The 20,413-nt window shown below is 61.1% G+C and carries 12 protein-coding genes and 1 tRNA gene; 4 read left to right on the plus strand and 9 right to left on the minus strand.

The window, feature by feature from the left end:
* Positions 1 to 24: 24 nt before the first annotated feature.
* Both M5D76_RS03920 and M5D76_RS03925 read right to left on the minus strand, forming a co-directional pair.
* Complete coding sequence (locus tag M5D76_RS03920) at positions 25 to 2,181, minus strand: HelD family protein (RefSeq protein ID WP_248922076.1); 2,157 nt, start codon at positions 2,179 to 2,181, stop codon at positions 25 to 27.
* A gap of 142 nt (positions 2,182 to 2,323) precedes the next feature.
* Positions 2,324 to 3,133, minus strand: coding sequence for an amidohydrolase family protein (locus M5D76_RS03925; RefSeq protein WP_248922077.1), 810 nt, complete (start codon positions 3,131 to 3,133; stop codon positions 2,324 to 2,326).
* A gap of 322 nt (positions 3,134 to 3,455) precedes the next feature.
* On the opposite strand from M5D76_RS03925, the gene M5D76_RS03930 reads away from it, so the two are divergent.
* Positions 3,456 to 3,532, plus strand: a tRNA-Met gene (locus M5D76_RS03930).
* Between the two features lie 273 nt (positions 3,533 to 3,805).
* Here the strand turns inward: M5D76_RS03930 and M5D76_RS03935 are convergent.
* Genes M5D76_RS03935 through M5D76_RS03945 form a run of 3 tightly spaced genes read right to left on the minus strand, consistent with a single transcriptional unit; the run spans position 3,806 to position 5,857 of the window.
* A complete protein-coding gene (locus M5D76_RS03935; protein ID WP_248922078.1) occupies positions 3,806 to 4,075 on the minus strand; it encodes a hypothetical protein in 270 nt (89 codons plus the stop codon).
* Positions 4,065 to 4,637 (minus strand): hypothetical protein, encoded by a 573-nt coding sequence (locus M5D76_RS03940; RefSeq protein ID WP_248922079.1) that lies wholly within the window; start codon positions 4,635 to 4,637, stop codon positions 4,065 to 4,067. Before M5D76_RS03940 ends, M5D76_RS03935 begins: the two co-directional genes overlap by 11 nt.
* A gap of 53 nt (positions 4,638 to 4,690) precedes the next feature.
* A complete protein-coding gene (locus M5D76_RS03945) occupies positions 4,691 to 5,857 on the minus strand; it encodes a plasmid recombination protein (protein ID WP_248922080.1) in 1,167 nt (388 codons plus the stop codon).
* A 1,057-nt stretch (positions 5,858 to 6,914) separates the two neighbouring features.
* On the opposite strand from M5D76_RS03945, the gene M5D76_RS03950 reads away from it, so the two are divergent.
* A complete protein-coding gene (locus M5D76_RS03950) occupies positions 6,915 to 7,982 on the plus strand; it encodes a hypothetical protein (protein ID WP_248922081.1) in 1,068 nt (355 codons plus the stop codon).
* Positions 7,983 to 8,068: 86 nt separating this feature from the next.
* On the opposite strand, the gene M5D76_RS03955 is transcribed toward M5D76_RS03950, so the two are convergent.
* The 3 genes from M5D76_RS03955 to M5D76_RS03965 form a co-directional block, all read right to left on the minus strand.
* A complete protein-coding gene (locus M5D76_RS03955; protein ID WP_248922082.1) occupies positions 8,069 to 8,746 on the minus strand; it encodes a SpaA isopeptide-forming pilin-related protein in 678 nt (225 codons plus the stop codon).
* Positions 8,747 to 8,869: 123 nt separating this feature from the next.
* Positions 8,870 to 12,085 (minus strand): hypothetical protein, encoded by a 3,216-nt coding sequence (locus M5D76_RS03960; protein ID WP_248922083.1) that lies wholly within the window; start codon positions 12,083 to 12,085, stop codon positions 8,870 to 8,872.
* A 2-nt stretch (positions 12,086 to 12,087) separates the two neighbouring features.
* On the minus strand, positions 12,088 to 12,321 hold the full coding sequence (locus M5D76_RS03965; protein WP_248922084.1) for a helix-turn-helix domain-containing protein: 234 nt from the start codon (positions 12,319 to 12,321) through the stop codon (positions 12,088 to 12,090).
* Positions 12,322 to 12,680: 359 nt separating this feature from the next.
* Between M5D76_RS03965 and M5D76_RS03970 the strand changes: the two genes are divergently transcribed.
* The gene (locus M5D76_RS03970; protein ID WP_248922085.1) at positions 12,681 to 13,919 is read left to right on the plus strand and encodes a tyrosine-type recombinase/integrase; all 1,239 of its coding nucleotides are present in this window, start codon (positions 12,681 to 12,683) and stop codon (positions 13,917 to 13,919) included.
* Between the two features lie 283 nt (positions 13,920 to 14,202).
* Positions 14,203 to 14,844: a hypothetical protein gene (locus tag M5D76_RS03975; RefSeq protein ID WP_248922086.1), complete on the plus strand. Its 642-nt coding sequence runs from the start codon at positions 14,203 to 14,205 to the stop codon at positions 14,842 to 14,844.
* 599 nt (positions 14,845 to 15,443) lie between these two features.
* On the opposite strand, the gene M5D76_RS03980 is transcribed toward M5D76_RS03975, so the two are convergent.
* On the minus strand, positions 15,444 to 19,997 hold the full coding sequence (locus M5D76_RS03980; protein ID WP_248922087.1) for an MBG domain-containing protein: 4,554 nt from the start codon (positions 19,995 to 19,997) through the stop codon (positions 15,444 to 15,446).
* Positions 19,998 to 20,413 lie beyond the last annotated feature (416 nt).

Here is a 20,413-nt window from a genome sequence, read left to right on the forward strand (position 1 = left end):
GCGCTTGGTCGCGCGCGGTCGTGCCTAGTCGCGGGCGAGCAGGGGAGTGAGCGGCCCCTGCGAGACGATGTCGACCCGGTGCATGGCGCGCGAGATCGCGGTGTAGAGGCGGCGGCGCGAGAGCGGCGTGTCGTCGTAGACGGCCGCCTGCGCGTCGGCCACGATCACGCGGTCGAACTCGAGTCCCTTGGCGAGCGCGAGGTCGATCAGGACGACGCCCTCGGCGGGCATGGGGTCGTTTCCGCTGACGTGCGTGACCTCGCCCTCGAGCTGCTTGGCAAGCCACACGGCGCGGCGGCGGTCCGCCACGATCACGGCCGCGAGGCCCTCCTCGCGGCTGGCCTCGGCCACCAGGGACCGGACGGCGTCGAGGTACGCATCCACGCTCTTCTCGCCGTCGGCGACCTCCGTGATGGTCGGCTCCACGCCCGGGCGGTGCACCGAGCTGATGGTGATGCGCTCCTCCTCGGGAAGCAGGCTCGCGAAGAGCTCGGTGATCTCTGGGCTCGAGCGGTAGCTCGTCGTCAGGCGGCACTCCTCGACAGACCCGTGCGACGCCGAGAAGATCTCGCGCATCTCGTCGAAGCTCGCGCAGCCCTCGTAGATCGCCTGGTTGGGGTCGCCCAGCAGCAGGAAGTGGGCCCGCGGGAAGTAGCGCGCGAGCACGGCGAGCTGCGTGGTCGTGTAGTCCTGCACCTCGTCGATCATGACGAAGCGCGCGTCGTCGGCGCCGTGGCCGCTGATGAGGAGCTTGAGGTAGAGCCACTCGGCGGCGCTCAGGCTCGCTCGTCCGCTCATGCGCTGGCCGATGCGGTCGAGGCGAAGCCACGTGAGGTTCTCGATGTCGTCGTGCGCGTCGGCGAAGCGGCTCTCGAGGAGCTTCTTCGCGTACCTGGCGGTGTCGTCGTCGCTGTCGGGGGCGATCACCTCGCCGAAGAGCTCCATCTGCTGCTCCACGTCGAGCGCGAGCGTCTCCTCCATGGCCTCCTCGCCGTGGGCCATCTGCGCGATGCGGCGGCTCAGCCTGTCGTGCAGCTCGTCCTTGACGAGCGCGATCAGGCGAGGTCCGACGTCGAACTGCGAGAACTTCTCGACGGCGCTCTTGACCTGCGAGACCTTGAGCAGCACGGTCTCGCCGCGGCGCACCTCGCGGAAGTCGTCCTCCGTAAGGGCGAGCCCGTCCATGGCGGCCTCGAGCGCGCGAAGCGAGTCGAGCCCCGCGTCGGCTCCCGTGCCGCGGTTGTCGAGCCCCAGGCTCGCGAGGAAGTTCTTCCAGGTGAACGTGTTGGGGTTCGCCTCGCCGAGGGTGGGCAGCACGTTGTCGATGTAGGTCTCGAACACCGAGTTGGGCGTGAACAGCCACACCTGGTCAGGGCTGAGCGTCTCGCGGTTGCGGTAGAAGAGGAACGCGATGCGCTGCAGCAGCACCGACGTCTTGCCGGACCCCGCGATGCCGCTGACGAGAAGAGCCGGCACGTCCTCGTGGCGGACCACCTCGTTCTGCTCCCTCTGGATTGTCGCCGTGATCGCCTGGAGCTTCTCCGTGTGGTGGCGCGTGAGCGCCGAGAGCAGAAGCGAGTCCTCGATCGCGACGGTCGTGTCGAAGTAGGCGCGCAGCTTGTCGCGCACGATGTCGTACTGGCGCCTCAGCTCGAGCTCGACGTGGCGCACGCGCCCGTCGACCACGTAGGAGGTCGGGCCCATCTCCTGGTTGTAGTAGGTCTCGGCGATGGGGTTTCGCCAGTCCACGATCAGCGGCATGCGGTTCTTGTCGGTGATGCCCGCCGAGCCGATGTAGACGTCGCGCGGCGGGCGGCCGGGGCGCATCCTCAGGCGGACCTTGGCAAAGTACGGCTGGCCCAGCAGCATGATCGCGCGGCCGAGCTTCTCGACCGTGAAGTCGTGCTGCTGGTTGTAGGTGTCGATGACCGAGTTGAGCGTCTCGATCGCGGCGAGCGTCTCCATCGTCTCGTCGGCCCCGCCAAAGTCGATGCGGATCTCGTCGGAGAGGTCGCGCAGGTCCTGCGCCGCATTCTTGTGGCGCACCTCGATCTCCTCGGTCAGGTCCGCGTGGATCTCCTCGAGCTGCGCGTAGATCGCGCTCAGGTGCTCCTGCTCCTCGACGAAGGTGGGGTCGGTGCTCTGGTCGGTGCTCTGGTCTGTGCTCTGCTCGTCTGCCACGTGCGCTCCATGCTGTCGCGTGCAGGCGGCGCGGACGCTCGGCTGCACCGTTTCAATCCAAGCGACAATGTAGCGCAAGGCGCCGAGAAGAGCTAGGCGCCCCGGCCCGGCCACGTTCGCAAACGAGGGGTCTGAGCTGGCCCTACGCCTCGATTCCCGTGAACGCTACAGCGTTTCTCCAGAGCACGCGCTCGAGCTCGTCGTCGCTCAGGCCGCAGGCGCGCATCTCCTCGAGCTCGAGGCCCGGGTCCCACATGGGGTAGTCGCTGCCGAACATGACGCGGTCGGCTCCCCAGAGCCTCACGAGCTCGCGCATGTGGCGCCTGCCGACCCACGCCAGCGAGCTCGACGCGTCCACAAAGAGGCGCTCCTCGCGCAGCAGGTCCTCGTGAAGCACGTCGAAGGCGACGTCGAAGACCGACCAGCCGCCGAGATGCGCCGCGTCGACCACCAGGTCCGGAAACGCCTTGAGGATCCGCGCGAGGCGGCGCGGGTGCGAGAAGTCGTGGCGGTAGTCGCCGGTGTGGACCACGAGCGGCGCGCGCCCCGCGATGATCTCGTAGAAGCGCATGAGCCGCTCGTCGTCCATGTTCACCTCCTGCGTGTCGGGGTGGAGCTTGAAGCCGCGCAGCCCCATCGCGAGCGCGCGGTCCACCTCGCCCTCCATGTCCTCGAAGTCGGGGTGCATGGTCGCGAACCCGATGAACTCGGGGTGATCGGCGCACTGCGCCGCGATGAAGTCGTTGATGGTCGTGACCGCATGCGGCGTCGTCGCGACCGAGTGCACCACGAAGCGCGTGATGCCCGCATCCCGCCCGCGCTCGAGCAGGTCGGCGGGCGACCCCTTGCCGGTCATGGCCCGCTCCATGCCGTAGAACCTGCCCACGGCCGACACGGCCTTCGCCGCGATCCTCTCGGGGTAGATGTGCGCATGCGCGTCGATGATGGGCATGGCCCTCCAATCCGTCGTGTTCCTGGGCATGATTGTAGGGTGGGGGAGCGGGGCAGGCTCTTCTCGCCCGCCGCTGTTTCGACGATTGTGACAAGGGCCCACGACGCGTCCCGCCGAGAAGAGCCTGCGCCTTGCCCCGGACCCTCCCGTGCGTCCGGCCCCCTCGAGGCCACGTGCGCCAGCGCCCATGCCTTCGGCGTCACTTTGATGATTGTGGAGTCGGCGTGAACGGAAGATCCGTACTTGCGCGGATGTCCGGAGCTGAGTAATATTTTTTTTCGCTGCTTGACGGAGCAAGGCGAGCAAAGCAGCGAACATACATTGCGGGGTGGAGCAGTCTGGTAGCTCGCCGGGCTCATAACCCGGAGGTCGTAGGTTCAAATCCTGCCCCCGCGACCAAAGACCAGGTCAGAGCGTATATTCGCTCTGACTTTTTATTTACCTATATTTCGTATGTACATTACGATGTATGTTACGACATTCCATTTGTAGCGGGCATCGAAACGCGGACGCCGCCCATCGAGCTCTTGTGTGGAGCCCATCTTGAGGGGCCGTTCCGTTCGATCACCATCGGATTCTCGTGCAAGATGCAGTGGAGGGCTCTTAATATAGAGAATGAGCCGGGCAGCGACATTAAATCGCTGCCCGGCTCACGCGCAAAGCGCCCAGCGCCTAAACCTCCAGATCACCTCCCAGGCAGGCGTTGTCGTCTTCAAAGTCGTCGACGGTCACGACCACACGGCCACAGTGCTCGCGCTGGTCGTCCCCGAGCCCGCGCGCCCGCACGTCACGATGCTTGGGCTTGGGGAGCACGCCGAGCCGCACGAGGGCCTCGAGCCTGTGGGCGAGCATTAAGTCACCCCCGGTCGTGGTGGGCCACGTGGCGAAGTCGCCACGGCGCGTGTGGCGCCGCTCGAGGGCGTGGGGTCCTTTAGTACTCATGGCCCTCACCGCCTTGAGAGGCCTCGTGCGCGAGCGCGTCGGCCCCGCGATAGGGCTCGGGGTGGTTCGTGGTGGCGAAGTCGTCCACCATGCCGCCCTCGGGCGCCTGGCCCCCGCCGAGACCGCCGCCGGAGGCGGAGACGAGCCGGCCGTCCTCCTCGACGTAAGCGAGCACGCCGTCGACGGTAACGGAGACGGCACCCTTGAGCTCGGCGGTGTCCCGCAGGGTGTAGCGCGGCAGGTGAGTCGACTTGCTCTCGAACTCGCGATGGGAGACCACCGAAGCCTCGGCCTTCACGTCCGTGTCGTGCGGCAGGGGCACGTCGGGGTCGGTGGCGTCCACGCTGTAGGAACAGACGCGCTCGTGAAGCCCCGTCTGGGGCGACTTCCATTCGTTGTCGAAGTGGACCAGGATTCGGGGCTCGTAGACGAGCCTGCCGTCGTGGTCCAGCCGGACGTGGCAGGAGGCCGCGCAGGCGCGACTGGTGTCCGCCGTTCCCATAGGCTGCACGTCGCACGTCCAGACGCTGCCGTCCTTGTAGGTGACCGTTACTCTAATCATAGTGACCAAATCCTTCCTGGATAGAAACCTTGCTTGCGAGCGCCGAGGGCGCGTCAGAGGCTAAGCTGCCTCTGGGGTTGCGGGGCGAGCGACGGCCCCGGAACGACGATTGGTGGCGCCCTCGTGACGGTGGGCGTCATGCCTCCCACGGGCGTCCCGCCACGGACGCCGATCGTGAGACCGCCCTGGGGACGGTCGTCGGACGAACGCACGCGGACGCCTAGACGCTCAAGGAATCGAGTGCAGAGAGCAACGATGCGATCGAAGATCTCGCGGAGCCTGCTGAGCGGAGCGTCGCTGGCGGCGTCGCACTCGGAAGCGACGGACTCCAGGACCTCAACGCGCTCACTAGCGTCGACTCGCGCCTCTTGAAGACGCTCCAGTCTGTCGGTCTCGACGGCGACGTCGCTGGAGACGGCCTCGCGTTTGGCCTCCAGGCGGCTCACGTCGCGCTCGGTCCTCTTGAGCGTGGTCTTGGCGGCGACGTACTCGTCGTGGTCCAGCCTCGAGAGCACGCGGTCGCCCTCGTCCTCGAGCTCAACGCCGACGTCGAAGCCGAAGTGGTCCTTCAGATGTGCCGACAGCTTGGGGTGGAACTCGAGCATCGCCTGGCGGTCGAACATCTTGCTCTGGGAGACCGTCCTGCTGACGATGGGCTTTCCGTCGGCGTCGCGGGCGACGACGCGCTTGTAGCGGATCGTGCCCTTGCGGTCGCGCTTGACCTCGCCCGCCTTGTGGGCGGGGTTCCTGGCCTCGTCGCGCTTGGTCCAGCGGAGGGGCTGGCTCTTGTCGTTCGTCGTCTTGGTGGTCTCCACCACGGGGACAAAGCAGAAGTGCATGTGTGGGCTCGTCTCGTCGAGGTGGACGTAGGCGCCGACGACGTTGTCGCGCCCGACGAGCCCCGAGAGGTAGTCGAAGGTCTCCTCGAAGAACTCGGCCTCGCGACCGGCGAGACGCTCACTCTTGGGCAGCGTCACGACCCAGTCCGAGAGGACGTTGGTGGTCTTGCGAGGGGAGGAGTCTGCCGAGGCGACCCTCTCGTCGATGAAGCCCTGGGGATCGGGACGGTCTAACAGCGCGTAGTTGAGGTGCGTCCTCGAGGAGTCGATCTTCTGGTTCTGGTAGCGATAGCGCTCCTGGTTGGGATCGCCGTCGTGCCGCGTGTAGTGGTTGAGCATGTTGCCCACGGCACTCCGCGTGTACCCCTGTAGGTTTGCCATCGGGACCACCTCCCAAAGCGAACTTTCTTAAAAACGTTATATAACGTATACCCAAAACAGAGATAAGAATTTCAATCAAACCCAAAGTTTCTTTGGGTTCCAAGGCACATGGGACAGGGCGCTCTAGCAGCCATCGACACGCACGGCGACACGCACCGCGAAGAGCGTCAGGGAAGGAAAACGTGCAAGCGACAGGACGTTGGCAGAGAGCCATGTGATAACGCCGAAGAGCAAAGAGCTCAAGAGCTTCTTGAGTAGCAGGTTAGGCAAGACACGCTTGTGCTCACGTCTTGCCACCTGCCCTGCGGGGCTCTCCGCACACAACATCGCCGTCGTAATGCGACGGCCCGTTGTGCGCTGCGCGGCGCCTTGGCGCCTTGCCCTCCGCCCAGGCAGCACGCCATAGCGTGTGCCGGGCTGCGCGGCGCCTTGGCGCCTTGCCCTCCGCCCAGGCGGCACGCTCCCGCGTGCGCAGGGCTGCGCGGCGCATCGGCGCCTTGCCCGCGCTCGCAGGGCTCTGCCCTTGCCGCTGGGCCCACCCGGTCTCTATCGGGGTTTGGCACCCGAGCCGACGGCATGCCCAGCCCTCGTCGCCTCCGGCTCGACGGTCTCACCACGAGGTCTCAGGCCACCCTGAGGCCCTCTGGTGAGACCATGAGTCTCCGACGACGCCCAGAGAGCACGGCTGGAGCTCGAGATCGAACCTGGTCCACGGCGAACCGTGTCGCGCCCACTGCTGGGCTCTTGGTGGGCCTCGGTTGGCCTCTATGGGGATCCACACACCCACGACTGACCACAGGTGGGCCCCATCGGGCCAGCGGTGGCCCGCTCAAGCCCCACTCTGGGCTCTAGGTGGGTTGACAAGAGGGGAGGGTCAAACAAAAAGCTAGAACGGGCGTGTTTGGTCGCACAATGTGAACGTCTGCACCCACGGCTGCCTTAAAACAGGCTTATGAACGATTGGTAGACGTGTCGGAGAAATGTCACCCTCAGGCGTGCAGAAACCCACTTTAATATTTTATAATTGGCTTTAGGGCGTCAAAAGGAGCTGATTGAAATGAAGACCTTCTGCAAGACCCTTGCCATCACCGCATTGGTAGCGGCTGCCGCCGTCGCCACCCCCGCCACTGCCGAAGCGGCCTCTATGTACCGTCTGTACAACCCCTACTCAGGCGAGCACTTCTACACCGCCAGCACCACCGAGCGCGACCATCTCGACCGCATCGGATGGAACTATGAGGGCGTCGGCTGGGACGCCCCTGACACGGGCGACAACGTCTATCGCCTCTACAACCCCAACTCGGGCGACCACCACTACACCCTGTCCACCAACGAGCGTGACTTCCTCGTGGGCGTCGGCTGGACCTACGAGGGTGTCGGTTGGAAGAGTGCAGACCCCAAGGATGGTGTCCCTCTCTACCGTCAGTACAACCCCTATGCGTCCTCTGGTAGCCACAACTACACCACCAGCAAGACGGAGAACGACTACCTCGCCTCCATCGGCTGGAACGCCGAGGGCATCGGTTGGTACGGCACCAAGCAGTCTGCCTCTGCAGGCAACGAGGATGCCAAGAACACCAATAATAATGGCGGCGCCAACAACGCCAACAACAACAACGGCAGCGCCAACAACAACGCCAACAATGCCAATCAGCAGACGCCTGATGCGGCCGACTACACCGCGTCCAAGGACGGCCTCTGGTGGCGCTCGCAGGCAACGAGCGTAGACGTGCAGGCTAAGACCCAGCGTGTGTACTACCTCAATGACACCAACCAGCCAGGCGACCTCATCAAGGTTCTCGAGCTTGGCCCTGAGAACCACGTCTTTACCGCCATCATCTACACTCGTGAGACGCCCGACACCACCGAGACCTACATCGAGAAGGAGGCGTGGGACGAGGAGCTCTACCACTATGAGAGCCGCGTCTACTGCCCCTACACCCACCAGTACTTCAAGGATTATGACGAGTATATGGATTGGTGGTCTGCAGGTGGGTACAAGGAGAGCCTCTCCTACAACAACGTCTCCGTCAAGGTTCACGACGGTTGGAAGCACCATGACGCCGGCACGGCCACTCGCACCGTCCCTGGTAAGGTTAGCCAGAAGGTTATCGACTTCCAATAATAAGCCACCTACGAACAAAAGCCACCCCTTCGTAATGAAGGGGTGGCTTATTTTTTTCTAGCTGTTACCTAGGCTCTTGCTAGAAACTACTTACTCATCCCGAACTCGTACGTAACGCTCTCGTCCCACTCGTCACGACCGCTGTAGTGGCCACTCGACAAGAGCTGAGAGAAGCTCACCTTCTGCTGGTCCTCGCGCACTGCAAAGACCGCACCAGTGCGCCACTGCTCGCCCGTGGTGTAGCCCGACGGGGGAGCAACCTCACGCAGCACGTACGTGCCGTACGGCAAAGACCCCATGTCCATGTGACACTCGCCCTTCTCGTCCGTGGTCAGCTCAGCCACGTACGGCGTGTTGTCATCGATATGCACGGACGTGTCCAGGTCAGAGAGCCACGTAATCTTGCCGCTCGACATCTGCTCGTCAGTGAGCGTCACCTTGCCGACGCTGTCCTTGCGCACGCCGTTCAGGTAGATGGGATTGTCACTCACGTTGTACACGCGGAACTTAGCCCCTGCCAGCGTGGCGTCACCCTGTCCCGTCTCCATCTTCTTGTCGGGCAGACCAGAGCTCTTGTCACCCCAGTACGTCGAGTCGACCTTCTTGATGTCGAGACCGCCAGTGAAGACCTTGTTCTTGACAACACCAGAGATTCCAGTCGCGTCAGACCAATTCTGCCACTCGACAATAGGATGGTTTGCTGCATTCGTGACAATATGAGTCGTGTTTCGGCCATCGCCAGACTCATGATCGACGGTGAACAAGCAAACACCGCGCCCGAGTGGTATTCGGACGCGGTGCAGCCGGAGGGCAATCACCCATACGATACGAAGGCGCCTAAGGATAGGGCGCGATAACGGAAGCCAAGAGACCCCAATCAAAGACGATCAGAAACCTTCGGCACCCATCGCCTTGAGCAAGTCGATAACGTCTTCTCGAGGAAGCATCTGGCTCTGGCGTTGCTGCTTATTGGCGTTCTTCCAGTTGCACTTTTTGAATCGAGTCTTAGACTCGTTGAACGTGTTGATCCAGTCACACTTCTCGTCGACCGTGAGAGAGGGATCGTCGAGAGTGGGGATCCGCCACACCCCAAGTCTGTGACCCATTACGCACGTCATGATACGTGACCAATCCCAGTCACGCACGTTGCGCTTGGCGGTTTCGCTTGGATTAAGCCTAACCTTCCCGAAGAGCGTTCGCCACTCGCCCTCGGTCCTCAGGCACCGACAAGATCGTCCCCGCTTGTACCACCACTCGAACTCCTCCGGCGTCTTGTAGGGTAGAGTCTCCACGTTCGCGACCTCGTACGTCTCGCCGTACAACGAGGGATGTACCGTAACAACACTGGACTCGTCAGGCTTACGCTTCAGATCGAAGTCCATAGAGAGGTGCCGTGTCTTACGATGCACGTTGAAATCCACACGACTCTCCTTGCCACTCATGTCCTTGAAGCTCGGCCATGAGTCGTGCGTACACTCGACCCTGCCGGTGCGAGTCAAGCAGATGTGAAGGAAGTGAAGACGGTCACCGAGGCTGTCCTTCTCGAAACAGCTTTTGTAGCTGTTGTGTGCGCACACACCCCCTTCAACAGGAGCCACGTTCCCTCGCGTCGTGAGGTTGAGGAATGAGTCCTGCTCGTGCTTCTCAGCCCACACAGTCCCGTCACCGACGAGGTCCATACGAGCCGCACGGAGGTAAGGCTCGAGCCCGAAAAGAGTCAGACCGTTGACCTCGTCGGCGGTCGCGTCGGTGATCATGCCGTCGGTGGTGTAGCTGTAAGTCTTCCTGCCCTGCAGGTCGAGTTCGTTCATAGCAGCGAGCAGCGTGCACCGCACAATAGCCGTAGTCATTGAGCAATGGGTTGGGCTGGTGAGAGCGGAGCAACCCATGTTCTCCATCTCCTGTTTGAGAGCGTTCCAGGAAGACTTCTCGAGCACGTTCTGTGCGGTCTTGCCATAGAGGCTGTTCCCCATCGTCTTCAACAGCTGCTCAAAAACACCCAGCTCAGGTTGTGAACCGAGGTGAGACTTCACAAGACTGCGGTCACGAACGAAGGCATGCGACGCATCGAAGAGGGATCGCGTCGGCTTTCCGTCCCCATCAGTGCGGTACGTCCCGAGAACGGCACGCCTTACATGGACCCTGGCACCGAGCTGAAGGGCGAGCCAAATCTCAACACCCGTGACGTACACACCATCGCGCTCGCCGAGGGACAGCGGATAGACGGGCTTACCACCAACGACGATCGGGATGCAAGGGTACGGACAGTCTGGGGGAAACTCGAACCTGTCGACGTAGGCAAAGATCGGGTCCATAGGGGTGACGAAGTCTTGTGACCGCATCCACTCGTCAATCCACTCGCGAGCGATAGGCCTGGGACTACCCCAATCTATGTCGAACACGAGCGCCATGGCCGTGAGATAGGCGGACTCGAGGTCAAGATCGTGGGTGAGCGTGTCGACCCACCCCACGAACGAGCAACCGTTAAGACCGCCCTTGTAGCTCTGCCGTGCGTACACCTGCAACAACCCGCAGTCGTCGTTGAGGGGCTCCAGGCGTCTGTCAGGACGCAGCTTCCCTGTCTTCTGATCCATCACCATGCCCTCATCGACAGAGACGAGGCCCCTGAACCACTGGTCGAACTCGCTGTTACTGTTAAGATCGTGCTCCTGCTGTATGACGTTTTTAGCGACGCTCGCGGCAGCAGCTGAAGCAGTGACAGGCATAGCTCTGTTGAACTCGAAGAGTTTCCCGGCGTAGCCCAACGTGACGAGGGAGTCCTGCGACGCGTAGTCGAGAAACGACAGGGGGTCGCCGACAAGATAGGAGAGCATGTCGTCCTTGGAGTACCCAGAAGACAACTCGCGCTTGGGAACCCCAATCGTCCTGCCGAGCGCGTCCAGAGACTTCAGGCCAGAGGGCGCGTAACACATCGTGTCACGGACCTCTACCGAGAGAGGATAGAAGCGCCACCATTTCACACTGTGACGGGGGTTCATCTGAAACGTGCGGATTGTGACGAGACCCCCCTGCACGTCAGAGACGCGCCGCATGATGTCCTTCTCGCAAGAACGACCGCTCAGATCGAACGCGCTGAGATCAGCCTTGCCGGCATGGCACAGGACCGTGATGGGGACGTGCCTCTTGTCACGATGGAAGTCAGAGTAGTCGTTGCGGTACCCTGCGAGACCGAGATACTCCTGCGTCCCCCAATCGACCTCGAGCCTGTGTGCAGAGGGGCGATCATGACTCTTGAGCTCATCGTACGCGCGCTTGAACGCGGGGTCCCCACAGGCGTCACAGGCATCCTCGAAGCTCGTGAACGAGCCCCAATCATCGGGATTCTGAGCTCGGTCAGCCCAGAGAAGACCCTTCGTGTCGACCTTGGGAACATCCCAGCGACGTGAATCCTTATACTGATACCCGCTAGGCGGGCACTTCGTCAGACCGAGATCTCTTAGAACGTTCTCAAGCCCGAACCGAGAGATTATGTACGAATGCATCGCGCCGAACCCGATACGCTCACCGTTGTTCGAGGCGAACACAAGCTCGTGGATCTCGCCAGGATCGCGTGGGTCGGCAAACGCGACCTGCCACGTCAGCATCATACGCTCGAGACTTTCAGGGTTTGGATAGTAGAACTCTGTATCCAAGGCAATGACGAGGCGTAGGGAGTCCCGCTTGACGAGCTTGAGAGTCTCGAGATCCGAAGGGTCGAACGGGTCAGTCAGCGAGGGCCCGACTCCAGAGAAGGAGGGAGAGCTGTTGGTCGTGTGGGGTCGAGTTTTGTCTGGGTTCCCAGAGGGAACTTGACCCCGTGCTGTCTGATCTGCTGAAACGATGTTTTCTGTCTTTGGAAATTTCAAATTTCCAAAGCTGTTGACGTTGTTTTGATTCGGTGCTTGTCGCATTGTCACGGGGTTCTGAACCCTTCTGTGCAACACGTCGAAATCCCTTTTGTAGTTCTTGTCTTTTGTTGGCTCGAAAACGTCGACGTCCCAACCGGCCTTCTCGAACATCTGCCGTTTGGAGGGGTCGTGCAGCATTTGCGAGAGGTCGGTAGATGCGTCTGTCGCGTGGCGGTACCTCTTGTTGCTTGACATGGTTACATCACCACCAGGTGCTCGGTGACGTAACGCTCAAGCTCAGCGACGGGATAGACGATCTTCTTGCCTATCCTCGCGAACTTGGGGCCGTTGTACGGTCCCTTTGTGTAGCGCATGTTCGCTAGGGTCCCTGGCGCCATCGACAGCATCTCCGCTGCTGTCTCTGTGTCGACGACGAGGGGTTTGACGTCCTGTGGGCCTGCTGGCTCGAAGAGCTCATCCGCGCGTTTCATGGCCGGATCCTTTCCCACCCCGAAATGGGGTGTGTTTGGATCCGCGACCCGTACGCGGAATGTTGGGGTTTTGGCTCAGTACCTTTAAGCTCTTCGCGTGTCGCTAACGCGACACTAATTCATTCGTTGGTGAGCCCATCAAATCGTTTCGTGTGCGTCTTTGGTCTGCCGGTTTACCGTCCCGGGCTTATGGCCTTCTTCGCAACGAGATTACCGTGTCTTGGTAGGTTCCACGGCGCCCCGATTTCTATGTCAATTGGACCCTATCATGGTCTGGCGTTCGGCGTCAACGCTTTAGTGGTAACTATTTCTGGTCTAATCTGTATGTAGGTAACGACAATCCTGAGGGAGGCACTGCCATGCCGCGAAAAGGACTCCAGCCCGGCCAGAACAACATCTCTAACTGCACCGCGCACGATCACGGGAAGACGCCTGGCAAGCGTGGCCACACCTGGAGCCTGCAATGGCACGCCAACGTCGACGGTGTTACCAAGCGGCACATGACCAAGGTCACGGACGCGACGCGGGCCGAGGTCTATGCCGCTGCGAACAGGCGATTCGCCGAGCTCATGGCTCTCTCAAGGCTGCCGGGTGATGGGACATGGGACCAGTTCAAGCCGATGGACGCGTTCGTTCGTGACGTGTGCATACCGACCGTCCGTGAGAACAACTATGGACGTAAGCTGCGTGATCGTACTGTCGATGCGTACGTCCGGTGTCTGACGCGCTATGCGGAGCAGGTCGAGGGTCTGCGTATCGCTGACGCCATCGTGCCCGCTTCTCTCGAGCGTTGCTTCAAGTCTATTGCCGTAAGCTCGGGCAACCCCACTGCGAAGCAGACTGCCAAGGTGGTGTCCCGGTATGTGATGGGCTTGCTGGTCAAGAACCGCGTCATCGAGTTTAATCCCATGCGGCAGTATTCTGTCGAGACCACGGTCGATGAGGTCAGGGATGTGGACGTTGCTGATGAGCGCACTCTGCTCCCTGCCGAGCGCAAGCGTGTCGTCGAGCATCTGCTCTCCCTCGATCCCTCCTCGCCTGCCCGCAAACGCTGGACTGCCGAGCAGATGACGGCGAAGCGGTCGAATGTCATTGACATGACCCTTGTCCAGGCGACCTGTGGTCTTCGGATCTCGGAGGTTCGGCAACTCACGCGTGCTAGTGTCAAGGACGATGGGAGGCGTCTAACCCTGACGGTCTCTCCCAGCGCGTCCAAAACGCACAAGGGACGTGTCGTCCCAGTCATGGATTTGAGAGTCGCTGATCGTATCATAGAGCGCTTAAATCGTCTCCCAGGAGACCCAGACACCCTGCTGTTCCCCTCGCCTGTCTCCAACACTGTCTGGGATGCGCGGAACGTCAGCAAGGCGATGCGGTCGTTCTATGACGAGCTCTCCGAGGATCTCGGCATCCCTCTCCTTGCAAGGGTTTCGACCCACGTTTGGCGTCGTGTTCTGAACAGTGAGTGGGCCAACCTCGGTGTGCCCGTCGAGCGCCGCGCTGCTTACTTTGGTCAAAGTAGTGAGGTCAACACACGCTACTATACCGACCTCGTCGACCTGGATCCTCTCGAGGCTCTGGTCAAAGATCGTATGTAGGTTAGTATGTACATTACGTCGTGGATTCCAGTGTACTGCGGTGTATTCCAGTTTACTTACGAGTCATTGTTTCCGCAGCTAAATCTATGTATACTAATTGTATACAGGGGAAATATTGTTGGAGTGTCCTACCCCGGAGGTCGTAGGTTCAAATCCTGCCCCCGCGACCAACATTGACGCAGGCCCTTCGGGGCCTGTTTTCGTTTATATAGGCTGCGCCTGACAGAGTGTCTTGATGCTGTCGCTTTGCTCTAAAAAAGGCAACGACAGGAGGAGAAAGTAAATGCCGAAAGCAAACTCCGAGACTGACTTTCGCGTCATGATGGAGAATGACGACGTCGATCATGTCATAGGCGATCCGTCTGACTTTGCCATTGGGTACAGGTTCATCGGCGATGACAGATTCACCGTTCTCTCAATGTATGCGAGAGACAGGAATCTGCTGGGCTTCACGGAAGAGGGCGAGCACTGCACAACCCGCTGGGCCTATCTCGAAGGCCTCGTCGCGTGGCTCAAGTCATTCGCTGACAATATGGTAAACGATCCATATCCATTGGAAGTCGAGGGCGAGTTTGCGGCGCAGAAAGATGATGCGGCACGCGAGTTCGACTCCAAAGACATGAAAGCGTTCGACGCCTACTTCGACCTGATCAACACATGGGCATGGAATCACACCTGGAGTCATGAGAGCGGCGGCGCGGTTCTCTCCCACATGTACTTCGAGTACAAGGCTGGCATGGTCGAGCTCTCGTGGGACAATCGCGATGACGACTCGCACTACGTCTTCGACTGCGAGTGCGGCGGCACGCGTGTAGAGGCCAAGACGTTCAGGGCGGTCGTGCTCGAGTTCGTCGATGCCTACGAGAGGCACTGGGGCATCAAGGTTGACGATGACGGTACCTGGTTGCGGAAGAGCCGTGCCTAGTAAGAAGGGCTGATAGCATGAACGAACGGGGTTGCGCTCGCTGACGAATGATATTGAGGACCTCGTCCCCGGCGTCGAGGGGACCATTGTCCATAAGTACAACGACGATGAGCGACCACGTGCAGGCCTGGCGCACGGAGACGCACGCCGTCAAGACCGCCAGGGGCGAGCCCGTGTACGAGGACAGGCCGAGGTACGAGATGCAGCCCGCAGTTCTGTCCTCCGACGGCCACGTCATCTGGGTAAATGACTATCCCTGGGAAGGCGCCGGGGAGAACGAGGCCCATGCGGCCGCGATCTCCGAGTACATGAACAAGTATTGCGACGAACATGGCGTGTTTCCTATCTGGGGGGCCGACTCGACTCAACCGTCTCGTGGGATACGACTGCGTGCAGGTCGGCACGACCCACCACCCCGCCGTCACCGAAACCGTGGCCCGCTGCCTCGGCTGAGGGGCGACGAGGTAGGGCGCGGCGACAGTCACCACATGCCTTGCCCGCAACGAGCCCGATGTCACAGGGACCCCACCTTCCCCGAAGAGAGGGAGGTGGGGTCCACCCGTGTCTTTGACCTCAATTATTGTCTAGGCAAGGCGTACCTACGACAAACCGTACCAGCCTATGTTCTCGTCGTTCCAGCCGAGCGACACCAGACAGTCACGCTCGTAGGCGCTGGCCGTGAAATGGTGACTGTTCGAGGAGGCGTAGGGGTTATAGAGGCGGTAGATCGGCACGCTTTCGGCCTCGTCTGAATACCAGCCCGTGCCCTCGTCGTTCCAGCCCAGGCTTAGGAGGCAGTCGCGCTCGAACGCGCTCATCGTGTAGTGGTGCTCGCCGGCATACGGGTTGTAGAGTCGGTAAACCGGAATGCCGGACTCAGGAGCCGTCCAAGCCTCGCCCTCGTAGGTCCATCCCGCGGCAGCAACGGCGTCGCGCTCGTATTCAGATGCCGTGAAGAAGTGCTCGCCGCTATATGGGTTGTACAGGCGGTACAAGGTGCCCTTCGCGGGCTCGGGCGCCGGCGCAGGCTCAGTGATGGTGTACTTTGCGCCCTCGCCGAGAGTCACCGCGTAGTTGGGGTTGGACGTGCCTCCGGAAAGCGTGATGGGATACTCTCCCACATTCGAACTACTGGTAGCCGTGGTGGAGGCAGTGATACCGAGAGATGCCAGGGTATCGCCTTCGGCGAGCGTGGTTGACCCATCGAGGCCGTAGGTGAGCTCGACCATGGCCTCGCCTTTACGACTCGATTTGTCGTCTGCCTTGACGACGATGGGGCGCGGTAGGATCGAGGCCGTAATCGGGCTGGAAGGCATCTCCGCCTCGTAGTTCGCCGAGCCCTCGCCGGCAAGGCTTACACTGCTGGCGTCGAGAGTGATTTCCTTGCCCTCGCCGACATTCGGATCTGCGAACGCACCACTTATTTGCATTGTCACGACATCGCCTTCGAGCACTCCTTCGTTCACGGCGGCGGACACGTTTGCGTCCCTCGTGCCGTCGTAGGTCTTGTTCTCGGCGGTCACGGTGGCGGCGATGGTCTTCTTGGCTATAGCGAAATCGTTCGTGCAGACGCCGCCCTTGTGGTAGGTCGACTCGAGCACGGTTGCTCGCACGGTGTACTCGCCGGCCTGGAGGGGAGTATCTTCGACATAGGCGTCGTCATCGGCGTCCTTCTCCTTGTACTCGTAGGTCACCGTGCACCCGCCGGGGTTCGACCCGTCGGCGAGCACGGGCACGTTGGCCGTGCCGCCGTAGGTCCAGCCGTCGATGGAGACGCTGGGGCTGATGTCCTTCTTGTCGACCGTGATGGAGTCCGTTACCGCCGCGCCGATCGTGGTACCGCCGCTCGGCTCATACCATGCCATGATCATGGCAGAGCCGGGATTCTTGACCGTGACGGTCACCGTGTTTGAGCCGCTAGGCGGATCTGTTATCGCAGGAACCTCGAGCACGTCGGGGTCGCTGCTGTACCAGTACCAGTCGCTCGCCTCGCCTTGCTCGCCGTTCACGGTGGCGGTCAGGGTGAAGGCTTCGTCGCCATAGGTCTTGGAGTCGGGGACGCCATCTATGGTCACCGCCTTCACTTCCCTCTTAGTGGGCAACACGACGACGTTGATGGTCGAATCCTCGTAGTTCTCGGATGTCACGGTCACAGACAGGGTGATTTCCCGCACGGCCTCGGGTATGTCGGTCGCCGTTGATGGGATCTTGAGCGCGGCCGTAACCTTGCCGTCCGAGCCTACATGAGAGGTAAACGACGTGACGCCCTCGGGTAATGTGGTTGAGCCATCCGCGTATTTGGTCGTGATGCCCTTGTAGGCCAGCGTGCCCGCATCGCTGGGCATCATGCCCGCCAAAGGCTGCTCGATGCTGGTCACCCAAGCAGAATCAGCGTCACTGGAAGACAAGACTCCCATAACGTTGGTGCTCCTGGTCAGCCCGTCCGCCTTGGTGATGGTGTACGTGCCGCCCTCGGCGAAGAAGACATTGTAGTTGCCATTGCCTGTGCCCCCGGAAAGCGTGATGGGATACTCGCCCACATCCGAGCTGCTGCTGGCCGCAGTGGAGGCGGTGATACCAAGAGATGCAGAGGTATCTTCGCCAACGAGTCCGCTGGAGCTGTCGGGGCTTTCGAGGCTGTAGGTGAGCTCGGCGATAGCCTGGCCGTGCTTACTCGTCTTGTCGTCCGCCTTGACGTAGACGGGACGCGGCTGAATCGAAGCCGTAGGCTCTTCAGATATCACTGCCTCATAGCTCGCCACATCCGCAACGGGGTAGGTGACGTCGGTGGCGTCGAGCGTGATTGGTTTGTTCTGGCCAGCGCTCGAATCTTCGAACCTGCCCTTGAGGCCAGGGAACGTCACGGAGCCATCTTCATAAACCACGGTGCCTTCTAGCAAGTCGCCATCAACCAGGTCGCTGGCTTTCATGGCAGCAACCACGGTCGCATCGGCTGTGCCATCGTAGGTCTTATCCTCGGCAACCACGGTGACAGGGACTTTTTTCGGGGCTATGGAAAAGTCCTTCGTGCAGGTGGCGCCCAGGTAGTTGTCCGTCTCGGCAACCGTAGCCGTGACGGTGTATGTGCCTGCCTGTGTTGGGGCGTCGGCGGAGGGCCCGAAGGCCGTCTCACCGCTGGTTGTGCCGCTATAGGAATAGGTCACCGCGCCTTTGCCGGTGTTGCCGGTAACGCTGGGCGCCTTGGCCGCCTCGCCATAGGTCCACCCATCGATGGAGACGCTGGGGCTGATGCTCGCCTTGTTGACCGTGATGGGTTCCGTTGTCGCCGCGCCGATGTATTGACGCGCGGGATCGCTCGGCTCGTACCATGCCATGATCATGGCGGAGCCGGGGCCCTTGACCGTGACGGGCATCTCGTTCGAGCCCGTGTTCGCGACCTCGAGCACGTTGGGGTCGCTGCTGTACCAGTACCAGTCGCTCGCTTCGCCTTGCTCGCCATCCACGGTGGCGGTCAGGGTGAAGGCGTCGTCGCCATAGGTCTTGGAGCCGGGGGCGCCCGCTATGGTCACCGTCTTTTCTGTCCTCTTCGTGGGCACCACGACGACGTTGATGGTCGAATCCTCGTAGTTCTGGGATCTCACGGTCAAGGGCAGGGTGATTTCCCGCACGGCCTCGGGTATGTCGGTCGCCGTTGACGGGATCTCGAGCCTGGCCGTGACCTTGCCGTCCGAGTCCACATGAGAAGTAAACGACGTGACGCCGGCGGGCAATGTGGTTGTGCCATCCGCGTATTTGACCTCGCCGGCCTCGTAGGCCAGCGCGCCCGCGTCGCTGGGCATCATGCCCGCCAAAGGCTGCTCGACGCTGGCCACCCAGGCAGTATCTGCATCACTGGTAGACAAGACTCCCATAATGCGAACGTCCTGAGTGGACGCCGCGCCCTTGGCAATGGTGAAGTCCTTGGTCGCGGTCCCTCCGCTGTACAACTCGGTGTCGTCAATGGATGCCCGCACGGTATACTCGCCCGCATCTGTCGGCTTGGTCGCGGTGTACGTGTCGTCGCCTGCGCCCTTGACCTTGTATTCGTAGGTCACCGTGCCGTTGCCGGTGTTGCCGGTGACGGTGGGCGTCTTGGCCTCTTCTCCGTAGGTCCACCCCTCCATATCGACGGTTGGGCTGATGGTGCCCTTGCCAATTGTCACCTCAATGCACTGCGGTGCCACCTCACTACGTCCCTGGCCGACGTAACTAGCGCTGCGGCCAGCATAGTTATGGGTCCTCCACCACACGTAGTACGTGCCGGGATCAACTGCTCTCGGACACCCAGTCCACCACTCGTTCCAATTCGGTCCGGACTCAGTTCCAGGGCAATATTGCATCTGTCCGCCGACTGAGACACTTCCCGGATAGAGTAGCGTCTGCTTGGTGCCGTTGGCAGTCAGAGTGGTCTTGGCGACGGGGGCAGCATAGTCTGGTTCCGGCGCATTCATCCCGTAGTTGCAGGTGAAGACTTTTCCCGAATAGCTCGATGGATTCCACACATTGATGCTCCCGCCTATTCCGCCGGATCCGGTGAGCGTGAAGGGGTCGCGCTTTGGAAGCTGAATATGCGCAGTCATCTCAACTCTGTCTGCGAAGTTTGTTGCGAGTACCTCAACCTTATCGCCCTTTTTTGGGTTCTCGACGGTCGTCTCTCCCACTTTCGTGCCGCTCTTGTCGAACAGCTTAATGTCCAGCGAGCTCAAGTTGTAAACTCTGTAGCCAGCCGAGTACTGAATCGTCCAAAAGCTGACTTCGTATTTGTACTTGTCGAAAACCCTTACGGGCACATCCACGGAGGTTTGCGCATAGGCATCGGTTTCCGCTGCGGTTGCAGTGACGTAGGCTACGTTGTCTGACGGAGCGGACTTGATCGTGAGCTCTCCGGTCGACTCGTTCACGGCGATGTAGTTCTCGCTACCACTCTTGACGGCGTAGCTGAGCGCGCCACCGCCCTCAACCACCTTGGCGTCGATGTTTTTCCCCGTATCGGATGTGAAAACAGACATGACGGTCGCCTGAATGGCTTGCGGCGGCTTGCTGCTGGCCGCCTGGAGCTCACCGCCTTCTGCAAGCGCAAGGCCCGGCATCAGACCTAGGGCCATCGCCAGCCCAAGTAGGATGCCCATGATCCGCATCTTCCTCGACTCCATGGCAGTCCTCCTTCTGTTGCCGTCGCTGCCGCTTGCATTGCAGCCTTAAGCGCACGTCCTCTCCGCGACGGCTACCACACCCGACGACCATCAGTTGCAGACTCAGAATCTATGCTACGAAAAATGCAGCATAACTGCCTCGAAACATTGGCTGGCTGTTGCCATTTGACCTCAAACGGCTCGACACAAGAAGGGATTCAGAACGTTGTCCAGCATGGCCGTCTGCCCCTGCCCACAAGGAAGGACCCCCGACGTGTTCCCATGGCTTTGTCAAACGGGACGCCCGTTTGAAAGTAGCATGTTTGATGCCGTGGCTCTCCGTTCTCATAATCCGGAGGTTGTTGGTACAAACCCAGTTCCCGCGACCGACTATGTGCTGGCCTTTCGGGGCTGTTCGGGGTCGCCTGTCATGCGAT

This window comes from Olsenella intestinalis (assembly GCF_023276655.1).
Lineage (GTDB): Bacteria > Actinomycetota > Coriobacteriia > Coriobacteriales > Atopobiaceae > Olsenella_J > Olsenella_J intestinalis.

What these genes read in the sequence shown, in the direction of transcription:
- M5D76_RS03925 (WP_248922077.1), bottom strand. Translation starts at nt 3,133, where the DNA reads ATGCCCATCATCGACGCGCATGCGCACATCTACCCCGAGAGGATCGCG.
- M5D76_RS03935 (WP_248922078.1), bottom strand. Translation starts at nt 4,075, where the DNA reads ATGAGTACTAAAGGACCCCACGCCCTCGAGCGGCGCCACACGCGCCGT.
- M5D76_RS03940 (WP_248922079.1), bottom strand. Translation starts at nt 4,637, where the DNA reads ATGATTAGAGTAACGGTCACCTACAAGGACGGCAGCGTCTGGACGTGC.
- M5D76_RS03945 (WP_248922080.1), bottom strand. Translation starts at nt 5,857, where the DNA reads ATGGCAAACCTACAGGGGTACACGCGGAGTGCCGTGGGCAACATGCTC.
- M5D76_RS03950 (WP_248922081.1), top strand. Translation starts at nt 6,915, where the DNA reads ATGAAGACCTTCTGCAAGACCCTTGCCATCACCGCATTGGTAGCGGCT.
- M5D76_RS03960 (WP_248922083.1), bottom strand. Translation starts at nt 12,085, where the DNA reads ATGTCAAGCAACAAGAGGTACCGCCACGCGACAGACGCATCTACCGAC.
- M5D76_RS03965 (WP_248922084.1), bottom strand. Translation starts at nt 12,321, where the DNA reads ATGAAACGCGCGGATGAGCTCTTCGAGCCAGCAGGCCCACAGGACGTC.
- M5D76_RS03970 (WP_248922085.1), top strand. Translation starts at nt 12,681, where the DNA reads ATGCCGCGAAAAGGACTCCAGCCCGGCCAGAACAACATCTCTAACTGC.
- M5D76_RS03975 (WP_248922086.1), top strand. Translation starts at nt 14,203, where the DNA reads ATGCCGAAAGCAAACTCCGAGACTGACTTTCGCGTCATGATGGAGAAT.
- M5D76_RS03980 (WP_248922087.1), bottom strand. Translation starts at nt 19,997, where the DNA reads ATGGAGTCGAGGAAGATGCGGATCATGGGCATCCTACTTGGGCTGGCG.